The following is an 11,459-nucleotide window of genomic DNA, read 5'->3' as shown; positions in this document are numbered from 1 at the left end:
GGTGTAAGTTGAAAGGCGACATCGCGGTTATTTCTACGATGGCGGGAGATTTCCGCATCCACGAGAGACCGGGTCTGAAAAATGCCCTGTCAAATCAGGTGGCTACAGTGTTCGTTGGCCACATTCCAGTGCTGGCGGACCTACCCGGGTTCCCCCGTGTCAAGCCAGACACGACGCGGAGTCCGTGCGGGAGTCGAGCCCCTGACAGTCCGCCTCGTGAGCGGCCGCCCTGCCCCGCCTGGAGCAAACCCAGTACGTGAGGCGCTGGCGCGCGGCGAGCGGATGCAGGAGCGCGGCGACGATGGAGCGCACGAAAGAGAAAACCCCGGCCACCATTGCTGGTAACCGGGGTCTTCAACCTTGCGGCGCTTCCGAAGCCAGACAGGCTTCAAAAGACACCAAGTTGCGGGGGCAGGATTTGAACCTGCGACCTTCGGGTTATGAGCCCGACGAGCTACCAGGCTGCTCCACCCCGCGCCATGTTGTGTCTGCCTATAAACACCAGAGGCCCGGCTTTCTATTCTCCGGGCCTCTGGCATTCCTAATTGCGGGGGCAGGATTTGAACCTGCGACCTTCGGGTTATGAGCCCGACGAGCTACCAGGCTGCTCCACCCCGCGTCAGCGGCGAGGGAGGTAGTACCGCCCCTCGCCGTGGACTGCAACATCTATTTCCCACGAACCCGAACACGCTTCAAACATGTTCGGGCGCGGTGAATCACTTGCCGAACTTGCTGAAGAGATCAGCGAGCGTGCCGAAGCCCTTCTTTCCAGCGGCGGCGCCCTGCGGCTGCTGCGTCTTCTGCCACTCCTCCACCTCGGCGCGCTCTTCGGCGCGCACCGCGGCGGTGACGGACAGACGAATCTTGCCGGAGGCGTCGATGTCGAGAATCGCCACCTTCACCTCCTGGCCGAGCGCGTAGTGCTTGCGCAGATCCGTGCCGCGCTCGGTGCCCGTCTCGCTCGCGGGGAGCAGACCCTTGCCACCCGGGAACTGGAGGAACACGCCGTAGGGCTCGATGCGGTCCACCTTGCCCACCACCACCTGCCCCGCCTTGGGGCGCGGCGCGGCCGGAGCCGAAGGCGCGGACTTCTCCGCCGCCACCGGAGCCGTACGCTCCTCGGGAGGACGCTGCGCCTCCTCCTCGGAGATGCGGCGCAGGCCGATGCGCTTTTCGTTCACGTCGATCTTCTCGACGGCGACCCAGATGGTCTCCCCTTCCTTCACGACGTCGCGCGGGTGCGCGATGCGCCGATCACTCAGGGCGGAGATGTGGACCAGGCCGTCCACGCCGGGACGCAGCTCCACGAAGGCGCCGAACTGCTGGAGCCGGACGACCTTGCCCTGCAGGCGGTCTCCCTCCTTGATCTCGGAGATCGCCTTCTTGAACGGGTCCTCCTGCCGCGAGCGCATGGACAGCGTGATGCGCTCCTTCTGCTTGGTCTTGTCGGGCGAGTTGGGCTGCGCGGGCTCCATGCGCAGGATCTCCACCTCCACATCGTCGCCGGACTTCACCACGTCGCTGGGGTGACCCACGCGCGTGTACGAGAGCTCGGAGACGGGGATCATTCCCTCCACGCCGCCCAGGTCCACGAACACGCCGAAGTCGCGCACGCCGGAGACCTTGCCCTTGACGATGCTGCCCTGGGCCAGGTTCTTGCGCGTCTCCGAGGCGAGCTGACGCTGCTCGTCCTCGAGCAGCGAGCGGCGCGACAGCACCACGTTGCGGTCACGCACTTCCGTGACGCGGAACTTGAGCTTCTCGCCGATGAACTGGTCCGGCTTCTCCACGTAGCGCAGGTCCAACTGGCTGATGGGGCAGAAGGCGCGCTGGTCGCCGATGGCGACCTCCACACCGCCCTTGTTCACGCTCAGCACCATGCCCTCGACGGGCATGCCGGAAGCGCGAGCCTCGGCCAGCATCGCCATGGACGCGCTGCCCTTGGCTAGCGCGCGGCTCAGGACGATGCCCTTGGCGCCCAATTCGATGACGTGCGCCTCCAGGCTGTCGCCGACGCCGAAGCGCAGGATGCCCTCGTCGTCCTTGAGCTCGCGAAGCTCGATCATCGCCTCGCTCTTGGACGAGCCCTCCAGCGACACGAACGCGGTGTCCGCGCCGAGCTGGAAGATGGTGCCCTTGACCTTCTCGCCCAGGCGCACGCCTCGACGACCCGGAGTGCCCCCCTCCTTGGCCTGCGCCTCGAACATCTCGGCGAAGGACTCGGATTCGGGTTGCTCCTCGTACAGCGCCGTGGAAGGCGCCGGCGTCGGCGCGACAGGGCGCGGCGTCGGAGTCGGCGTGGCACCGGAGGCCTCGGCGGCGGCCGTGGTCGCCTCCGCGGTCGCGGTCGCCTCGGCGGGCTGATCACCCACCGGACCCCGCGTTTCGATGGCACCCGACGCCCGCTTCACGACGACCATGGGACCGGACGGACGGCGCTCGCCGCCACCACCGCGGCGCTCGCCGCCTCGGTCAGCACCCCGCGGACGGCGCTCCTCGCCGGGCGCTCCTCCCTCGGGGCGCGGCTGCGCACCGCGTCCCTGACCGGGACCGCCGCGCTCGCCTCCGCGACCACCGCCGCCGCCGCGACCTCCCTCGCCACGGCTCGCGCCGCCCGAAGGAATGCCGAGCATCACGTCGCCGAAGGTCGCCTTCGGCTTCTTGGGGCCCATTCCGCCAGGACCGCCCGCATTGGAACCGTTCTTCTCGTCGCTCACTGCCGAGACCTTCCTGAGACGAAGTCAGCCCAGACTTCCCGTGAAGCCGGAGCCCATGAAAAAGGCGGCGCACTCTACACGCGCGCCCTGTCGGGAGGAAGCCCCGATGACACGCACGTGGTCCACACCGCCACCTGGACCCTAACGAAGAGAGCCCATTACGCCTTCCCTTCCGACACCTGTTTGCACCCCCAATCAAAGCCTGCCTGCCCCGTCAGGAGCCGAGCAATGGCGCGGACTTAGCGCTTGCGCTGCAGGCGGCCAGAAACCTTGCGGAACACCGCGCTGGCCTCTGGAACGCCGAGCGCCGCGGCCACCGCGAAATAGATTACTCCCATCGGGAGGGCGACGGCGACGAATCCCAGGATGGGATGCAGCGCGGGGGGGGCGAGGAAGGCGCCACCCCACTCTTCTTGTACTCCGGGCATGGGACCCAGCACCGAGGCAAGCCCCAGCTTCACCCCCAGGGCCACCACCCCGCCGATCACCGCCGCGCCCCACAGCCGGGGCAGCAACCCCGAGGGCACGCCCACCCGGCCCAACTGTCGGGAGAGCTTGCGGCGCAGGAGGGTCGACTCCAGCCAGGCCACCATGCCGCTGGAGAGCGTGAGGCCGAGCGCGCCCAGTTCGGGGGGAAGCCCCAGCCACTCGGGCCCGTGAAGGCCCAGGGCCCAGGCGCCCAGCGAGCCCAGCGCCACGCGGACGATGGCGAAGCGCAACGGCGTCTTTGGATCCTTCAGCGCGTAGAACGCGGAGGCATAGAGCCGGCCCACGGTGGCGGCCACCAGCCCCACGGACGCGCCGATGAGCAGGTACCAGAGGTAGCGCGAGTCCGCCGCGCTGAAGCGGCCCGTCTGCAGCAGCGCCGCGGCGACCATGTCCCCCAGGAAGAAGAAGGCCGCGGCCGAGGGCACCACCCAGAAGGCGATGCGCCGCGCGCCCGCGTCGATGCGCGCCCGAAGCTTCGCGACGACCTCTTCCCGCTCGCCGTCCGCCGCGCGCGCCATCTCCGGCAGCTCCGCCGCGGACACCGCCATGCCGAAGAGGCTCACCGGGATCAGATAGATGGTCTGCGCGTAGACCAGCGAGGACATGGCCCGCCCGGAGATGAGCGTGGCGAAGGCCGTGTCCACCCACGCGCTGAACTGCACCACGCCTCGCCCCAGGACGACGGGCCCGAAGCTCTTGAGCACCTGGCGCACCGGCGCCGCCACGGTGGAGAGCGACGGCCTGAAGCGCCCCAGGAGATTGAGGACGCTGGGCACCTGCACCGCGAACTGGAGGAAGCTGCCCGCCACGACGCCGTAGGCGAGCAGCTCCACCAGTCGCTCCTCGCTATACCGGCCGCCGAGCACCAGCAGCGTGAGGATGATGGCGCCGTTCCACACGACGGGCGCCAGATACGACAGCAGGAAGCGGCGGTGGCTGTTGAGGATGCCCAGACACCAGGCGCTCAGGACCAGGAAGCCGGTGCCTGGGAAGAGGATGCGCACCACGCGGATGGCCAGCTCGCGTGAGTAGCCCTCGAAGCCCGGAGCGATGAGGTCCACGAAGAGCGGGGTGAAGAGCATGCCCGCGCCCACGAGCAGCGCGGTGGCCAAGGAAAGCAGGCCGAACACCGCGCCCGCCACCCGGTCCGCCTCCTCCGTGTCCTTGCGGCCAAGCAGTTGGGCATACACCGGAATGAACGAGCCGGAGAGCACGCCCTCGCCAAACAGGTTCTGCAGGAAGTTGGGGATGCGCAGCGCCGCCTTGAAGATGGCCGCCGCCGCCTCGTTCCCCAGGTAGTGCGCGAAGACGCGCTCGCGCACGAGCCCCACGAGCTTGGAGGCGAGAATGCCGGTGGCCACGAGCAGCGCGCCTCGGCCGCTGGAGCGCTCGGACCGAGGGGGCGAGGCGGTGGGAGGCGGCGGGGAAGGCTCGGGCACGGAGGCGGTCACGAGCGGCGGACTCTACGCGTGACGTCAAGTGGCATGAAGCAGGAAACCCACCGGGCCCTGTTTCTCTTGACGGTGCCCCCGGCGCATTGCAAGGGTCCATTCCCAATGGCCGATACCCCGGACAGCGACCTGGACGACGTGGCGCGCATCCGCCGCGTGCTGGCGCGTGAGCTGGAGACCATCAACGAATACGAGTCCTTCGCCCGGGCCGCCACCCACCCCGAAGTGAAGGCGTTCTTCCTCCACCTGGCGACAGAGGAGAAAGAGCACGTTTCGGAGGCGGTCCACATGCTGCGCATGCTCGACGCCAGCCAGGACACCCGCTTCACCAGTCCCATCGCGGCCGGGCACTTCCAGCAGGCCGTCGCCAGCACCGGCACACCTGTCGCGGCCCATTCGCCCTCTCCGCCTCCACCGCCGACGCCGAACGTCATCAACGGCCGGTCCCCGGTGGAGCCGCTCACGTCCCTTCCCCCGCAGCGCCTGATGTACGGCCTGCCCGCTCCGCCGCCCGCCGTGGAGTCCCATCCCCTCACGGTGGGCTCGCTCCGCCGCAGTGGTGGCGGTGGCGGCAGCAATCGCTGAAGCGTTCCTTCCCTCTTCTCCTTGTTGAGTATCTGGAGACTGTTCGATGCCTGACTTCCTTGGACATGCCGAGAACCCGCTCCGTGAAGAGGAGTGGGCGCGCCTGAATGAGACCGTCATCCAGGTCGCGCGGCGCTCGCTGGTGGGCCGCCGCATCCTCGACATCTACGGTCCGCTGGGCGCGGGCGTGCAGACGGTGCCCTACGACGAGTTCCAGGGCGTGTCCCCGGGCGCGGTGGACATCGTCGGCGAGCAGGAGACCGCGATGGTCTTCACCGACGCGCGCAAGTTCAAGACCATCCCCATCATCTACAAGGACTTCCTGCTGCACTGGCGCGACATCGAGGCGGCGCGGACGCACAACATGCCGCTGGACGTGTCGGCCGCCGCGGGCGCGGCCGCCCTGTGCGCGCAGCAGGAAGACGAGCTCATCTTCTACGGCGACGCGAAGCTGGGCTACGAGGGCCTGATGACGGCCAACGGCCGGCTCACCGTGAATCTGGGCGACTGGACGGTGGCGGGCGGTGGGTTCCAGGCCATCGTCGAGGCCACGCGCACGCTCAACGAGCACGGCCACTTCGGCCCCTACGCGGTGGTGCTGTCGCCTCGGCTCTACTCGCAGCTGCACCGCATCTACGAGAAGACGGGCGTGCTGGAGATCGAGACCATCAAGCAGTTGGCCGCCGACGGCGTCTACCAGTCCAACCGCCTGCGCGGTGACTCGGGCGTGGTGGTGTCCACCGGCCGCGAGAACATGGACCTGGCGGTCGCCATGGACATGGTGGCGGCCTACCTGGGCGCCTCGCGGATGAACCATCCGTTCCGCGTGCTGGAGGCCCTCCTGCTGCGCATCAAGCACCCGGACGCCATCTGCACCCTCGAGGGCCCCACCGCGGCGCCGGCCCCCCGTCGTTAGTCCGGCCCTCGCGCGCCCTGCTCCCATGGCCAAGGTCCTGGTGATCGACGACGAGGCGAATCTCCGCAAGGTGCTCGCCGCGATGCTGCGCCGGGATGGCTTCGACGTCACCGTCGCGGAGAACGGTGAGCAGGGGCTCGCCGAGTTCCACAAGAACGGCGCCGACATCGTCGTGACGGACCTGGTGATGCCCAAGGTGGGCGGCATGGAGGTGCTCAGCAACGTCCGCGCCGCCAACCCGGACGTGCCCGTCATCATCATCACCGCGCACGGCACCGTGGACTCGGCCGTGGACGCCATCAAAGCGGGCGCGTTCGACTACATCACCAAGCCCTTCGACCAGACGGAGCTGTCCGCCGTGGTCGCCAAGGCCGCCAAGACGAACGAGAGCGCCCGCCGCTCCGTGCGTCCGGACCTCAAGGCGCGCGCCGCCATCATCGGCGATGCGCCCCAGATGCAGGACGTCTACAAGGTCATCGACAAGGTGGCGGACACGCCCTCCACGGTGCTCATCACCGGCGAGAGCGGCACCGGCAAGGAGTTGATCGCCACCGCGCTGCACGGCGCCTCCAGCCGCCGCGACAAGCCGTTCATCAAGATCAACTGCGCGGCCATCCCCGCCACGCTGCTGGAGAGCGAGCTGTTCGGCTACGAGCGCGGGGCCTTCACCGGCGCCGTCACCTCCAAGCCCGGCCGCTTCGAGCTGGCCGACGGCGGCACGCTCTTCCTGGACGAAATCGGGGAGATTCCCGTCGAGATGCAGGTGAAGCTGCTGCGCGCGCTCCAGGAAGGCGAGTTCGAGCGCGTGGGCGGCATCAAGACGACCCGCGTGGACGTGCGCCTCGTCGCCGCCACCAACCGCGACCTCCAGGCGGAGATTGAAGCGGGCCGGTTCCGCAAGGACTTGTACTACCGGCTGGCGGTGGTGCCGCTCACCCTGCCGCCCCTGCGCGAGCGCCGCAGCGACATCCTGATGCTCGCGCGGCACTTCGTGGACAAGTACAACCGCCGCCTCAACAAGAAGATCGAAGGCATCGCCGACGAGGCGCTCGCGCTGCTCCAGGGATACTCGTGGCCGGGCAACATCCGCGAGCTGGAGAATCTCATCGAGCGCGCGCTGCTGTTCGCGGACGGGCCGCTCATCACCGCCAAGGACCTGCCGGACCCCGTCCGTCAGGGAGCGGGCGTCCAGCCGAGCCCCGTGTCGTCCACCCCCACGCCGAGCCTGGAAGTTCCCACGGGCGAGGTGGGGCTGAAGGACATCGTCCGGATGAAGGCGGCGGAGCTGGAGCGGGACCTCATCGTCAAGAAGCTGGATGAGACGGGGGGCAACGTCACCCGGGCCGCGCGGCTCCTGCAGATCAGCCGCAAGTCACTGCAGACGAAGATGAAGGAATTCGGCCTGCGCGACTCCACGCCAGACGAGCAAGAGGACGGCCCCGAGGATTGACCCTCGGCGGGCGGAATTCCTCGTCGCGGGCGCTGGTTTTCGCGCCCGCCCACTCTTTCCATTCACGGAGCCAGCATGCGGCCGAACCTCCCCACCCTCGGTGCACCACCCAAGCGCAGCCCCATCGGGCCCGTGGTCGCCGTGTCACTCATCCTGGGCGGAGCCGCCGGGGGCGTGTGGTGGTGGAAGCAACGGATGGCCAACGCCACGGGCGAGGCCACCGTTCATCAGCCCGTCGCGGAGGCCACCGGCCCCGTCGATGCGGGCGCTGTCGCGGCGGCCGCGCTCACCGCGCCCGTTCCCGTGGACCCGGTGAAGGCCGCAGGTCTTGAGCGCGCGTCGATGCGCATCGACGGCCCGCTGGAGACGGCCATCAACAACGCCGCGGGCGCGGACGTAGGCCCTGCCCTGGCGCAGGTGGTGACGCGCACGCTGGTGTGGTGGGTGGCCGTGCCGGGTGAAATCCTGCGCGGCGACACGCTCGACGTGCTCTTCCAGCGCCGCCCCAACGAAGAGCCCCTGGTGCACGCGGTGCGCTTCACCAGCGCCAAGCTGGGCAAGACGCTGAGCGCGTATCGCTACCAGGCGGGAACCGAGGGCGCCGCCCGGTACTACCTGTCCACGGGCGAGGAACTGGAGCTGCGCCTGGAGAAGTCGCCGCTGGACGACTACGAGCAGGTGACGTCGCTCTTGCGCGATGGCCGGCGCCACAAGGGCGTGGACTTCCGCACCCCGGTGGGCACGCCCGTCAAGGCGCCCTTCGCGGGCGTGGTGAAGCGCAAGAACTGGAACTGGGGCAGCAACGGCAACTGCCTGGAACTGGTGGAGGCTGGGGGCCGTGGCCGCCGCGCGCTCTTCCTGCACCTGGACGAGGTGGGCAAGGACATCCACCCGGGCACGCGCTTCAACGTGGGTCAGGTCATCGGCCGGAGCGGCAACACGGGCCGCTCCTTCGCGCCTCACCTGCACTACCAGCTGATGACCCAGGATGACCGGGTGCTGGACCCCTTCGACCAGCACAAGACCTACCGCCGCACCATGGCGGCCGGCCACAAGACGGGCTTCGATGACGAGGTCCGGCGCCTGGAAGGGCTGCTCGGAACCTCCGTCGCGGGGAAGTAAAAGCAACCCGATTCTTGACACTCCTTCGACGGCGCGGCTAGCTGGAAGCCCCCGGGCTTGCCGGAAGGCCCGGTCGTTTCGCCGTCGGAGGTCGGATGCACAGGCTTCGCGCCGTACTCGCCGCGCTTACACTGGGCGCGCCGTTCGCCGCCAGCGCGGCGGACATCACCCGGATCGCTTCCTCCTTCGAGGAGGACGATCCGTTCGACCTGTTCATCGACGTCGGGTTCGAACGTACGCAGACTCGCGCCAAGATTGTCCGCGAGCAGCTCGCGCCAGCGGGCACGCCTCCCAATGAGGATGGCTCGCCCGCCACCCGCGGTGATGCCGCGGAGCTCTGGTACAAGGGCGTGGATGCCCGCCTCAACCTGAGGCTGGCCATCGGTCTCTACAAGGACCTGGAGCTGTCCTTCCTGCTCCCGCTGGTGTTCCAGCAGAACGAGCGGTGGGACTTCACCTCCCAGTCGTCCCGGGAGACGTCCACCATCACCAACAACTGCGTCAACGCGGATGGCTCGACCATCCCGGGATGTCTCTCGGACCCCGCGAACCTCGGCGCGCCCCTCTTCGGCGTGCCACAGGAGAGCTTCCGGGGCGGTCTGGGCAACCTCCACTTCGGCCTGGCCTACGCCTTCTTCAACCAGGCGAATGACGACACCAAGCCCACCTGGATTGTCGGCATCGACTACGAGGCCCCCACCGCGAAGGTGCGGGATCCGAGCGTGGACACCACGAACTCGGACGATCGCGGCAACATCGGCGACCGGGTCCACAAGTACCAGATCTACACGGCGTTCTCGCGCCGCATGGGCGTGGCCGAGCCGTACTTCAAGGCCAGCTACACCATCCCCGTCCGAGGCCCGCTCTTCTATTCGAACTGCGACCAGCGCAACGCCAACCCGCCGAACCTCGGCGCGCCCGGCAACTGCGGCACGGGGCCGTGGAACCGCAAGGAGACGGGCATCAAGGCGCCCGAGATGCTGGGGATGACCGCCGGTGTGGAGCTGGTGCCGTTCGACCGGCCCCAGAAGCACCAGAAGTTCACCCTGGACCTGCGGGCCATCGGCAACTACGTGGGCTCCGGCCGGTACAACAACGAGCTGAGCGCGGCGCTGCGCAAGCTGCTCACCTCCGAGGACTACTTCCAGGTCGGCGGCATGCTCGGCGCCACCGCGAGCGCGTCGGACGCCTTCAAGATTCGCGCGTCGGGCACGTTCCTCTACAACACGGACCACACGCTGACGAACGAGGAGCTGGGCCAGGACCTCGACGGCAACGGGCAGGTCGACACCGCGCCGGGCTCACCCGAGCTCAACCCGACGTTCGACTGGCGCTACGACCTGGTCTCCCGTCGCTTCCGTGCCGTGGGCAGCACGACGTTCCGCTTCGACCTGAGCGCTTCGTTCAACTTCTAGCGACAGGCCACACCCGGGAGGCGCGGCATGCACCGCCTGCCCTCCCGGTGCCGCGACGGCGGCGACCTGGGCTCCAGGAAGGACCCTTCCTGGAACCCGCGGCGATTCACCGCTTCAGCGACAGCCCGAGTCGGTAGACGTCCTGTCCCGACCAGCCCGCACGACGCGCCAGCTCGGTACTCAGCGGCTTGAGCTTCTCGCCGCGAGCCAGCCCCTCCTCGAGTCCGCGCTTCAGCTCCTCCTCGGACCAGCGGCGCTCTCCGGTGCGGCCCTCCACCAGAACCACCACCTCGCCCCGAGCCTCTTCCGTCGCGTAGCGCGCGGACAGCTCCGACAGCGGGCCCCGCACGAACTCCTCGTGCAGCTTCGTCAGCTCACGGGCCACGCACGCTCGGCGATCTCCCCAGGCCTCTTGCAGGTCCGGGAGCGTCTCTCCCAGACGGCGAGGAGACTCGTAGAGCACCAGCGTCGCGGACAGCGCGGCCACCTCCTCCAGCATGGCACGCCGCTCGGCGCCCTTGCGGGGCAGGAAGCCCAGGAAGTGGAAGCGCCCCGTGGGGAGCCCCGACGCGCTCAGGGCCGCGACGAGGGCCGTGGCACCTGGAATGGGCACCACCGTCAGCCCTCGCTCCAGGGCCTCGGCCACCAGCCGCTCGCCAGGGTCGCTGATGGCGGGGCTGCCCGCGTCCGTGACGAGCGCGCAGTCATCCCCTTCCGAAATCCGGTCGAGGATTCGCCCGGCCCGCTGTCCCTCCGCGAAGGCCGGCAGGCTCACCAGGTCCTTGCCGCCAATGCCGAAGTGGTCCAGCAGCACGCGGGAGTGCCGCGTGTCCTCGCAGGCGATGAAGCGCACCGCACGGAGCGTCTCCAGCGCGCGAGTCGTGATGTCACCCAGGTTCCCGATGGGCGTGGCCACCAGGTACAGCGTTCCAGCCATGCCTTCCCCTTACATGCCCGCATCGAAGGCGCCGGGAATGTGCTCCACGGTGGCGCGCTCTCCGCGCCCCACCACCGAAATCACGTCGAAGCGCATCATCCGCCCACGCAGGTCATGAGCGAAGAGATAGTGCAGCGCCGCCTTCACCACCCGACGTTGCTTGGCGAAGGACACGGTGTGCGCGGGGTCTCCCCACACGGCCGAGGAGCGCATCCGCACCTCGACGAAGCACACGGTGTCCTCGCGCTCCGCCACCACGTCCAGCTCGCCGTAGCGACAGGGCCAGTTGCGAGCCCTCACCACCCAGCCCCGCGCCTCCAGGTACCGCACCGCCACCGACTCCGCCTCGTCCCCGAACTCCCGCCGCACCCCACGCC

The 11,459-nt window shown here is 68.9% G+C and carries 9 protein-coding genes and 2 tRNA genes; 5 read left to right on the top strand and 6 right to left on the bottom strand.

Annotated elements, in window-relative coordinates; all coding sequences use genetic code 11:
* Window positions 1-403: 403 nt before the first annotated feature.
* The 4 genes from HUW62_RS26200 to murJ all read right to left on the bottom strand — a co-directional run bounded on the left by HUW62_RS26200 (window position 404) and on the right by murJ (window position 4,657).
* Window positions 404-477 (bottom strand) — tRNA-Met (locus tag HUW62_RS26200).
* 68 nt (window positions 478-545) lie between these two features.
* Window positions 546-619, bottom strand: a tRNA-Met gene (locus HUW62_RS26195).
* A gap of 97 nt (window positions 620-716) precedes the next feature.
* A complete protein-coding gene (locus tag HUW62_RS26190) occupies window positions 717-2,672 on the bottom strand; it encodes a S1 RNA-binding domain-containing protein (RefSeq protein ID WP_176435947.1) in 1,956 nt (651 codons plus the stop codon).
* 284 nt (window positions 2,673-2,956) lie between these two features.
* Entirely contained in the window at window positions 2,957-4,657 is a 1,701-nt protein-coding gene (gene murJ, locus HUW62_RS26185; protein WP_163867010.1) for a murein biosynthesis integral membrane protein MurJ, read from the bottom strand.
* Window positions 4,658-4,762: 105 nt separating this feature from the next.
* On the opposite strand from murJ, the gene HUW62_RS26180 reads away from it, so the two are divergent.
* From HUW62_RS26180 to HUW62_RS26160, 5 genes are all read left to right on the top strand, one after another.
* Entirely contained in the window at window positions 4,763-5,242 is a 480-nt protein-coding gene (locus HUW62_RS26180; protein ID WP_163867009.1) for a ferritin family protein, read from the top strand.
* A gap of 46 nt (window positions 5,243-5,288) precedes the next feature.
* The gene (gene encA, locus HUW62_RS26175; protein WP_163867008.1) at window positions 5,289-6,158 is read left to right on the top strand and encodes an encapsulin nanocompartment shell protein EncA; all 870 of its coding nucleotides are present in this window, start codon (window positions 5,289-5,291) and stop codon (window positions 6,156-6,158) included.
* Window positions 6,159-6,183: 25 nt separating this feature from the next.
* Window positions 6,184-7,608 (top strand): sigma-54 dependent transcriptional regulator, encoded by a 1,425-nt coding sequence (locus HUW62_RS26170; RefSeq protein ID WP_163867007.1) that lies wholly within the window; start codon window positions 6,184-6,186, stop codon window positions 7,606-7,608.
* 75 nt (window positions 7,609-7,683) lie between these two features.
* Window positions 7,684-8,730 carry a peptidoglycan DD-metalloendopeptidase family protein gene (locus HUW62_RS26165; RefSeq protein WP_176435942.1) on the top strand — a complete coding sequence of 349 codons (1,047 nt, stop codon included), beginning with the start codon at window positions 7,684-7,686 and terminating at the stop codon, window positions 8,728-8,730.
* A gap of 95 nt (window positions 8,731-8,825) precedes the next feature.
* A complete protein-coding gene (locus HUW62_RS26160; protein WP_163867005.1) occupies window positions 8,826-10,145 on the top strand; it encodes a hypothetical protein in 1,320 nt (439 codons plus the stop codon).
* 106 nt (window positions 10,146-10,251) lie between these two features.
* Here the strand turns inward: HUW62_RS26160 and rsmI are convergent, their stop codons facing one another.
* Entirely contained in the window at window positions 10,252-11,082 is an 831-nt protein-coding gene (gene rsmI / locus HUW62_RS26155) for a 16S rRNA (cytidine(1402)-2'-O)-methyltransferase (protein WP_163867004.1), read from the bottom strand.
* A gap of 9 nt (window positions 11,083-11,091) precedes the next feature.
* The gene (locus HUW62_RS26150; protein ID WP_176435946.1) at window positions 11,092-11,451 is read right to left on the bottom strand and encodes a YraN family protein; all 360 of its coding nucleotides are present in this window, start codon (window positions 11,449-11,451) and stop codon (window positions 11,092-11,094) included.
* Window positions 11,452-11,459 lie beyond the last annotated feature (8 nt).

This window comes from Myxococcus sp. AM011 (assembly GCF_013372595.1).
GTDB classification, from domain to species: Bacteria; Myxococcota; Myxococcia; order Myxococcales; family Myxococcaceae; genus Myxococcus; species Myxococcus eversor.
The sequence above is the reverse complement of the archived record's forward strand: the minus strand, read 5'-3'. Positions and strand labels throughout refer to the sequence as shown.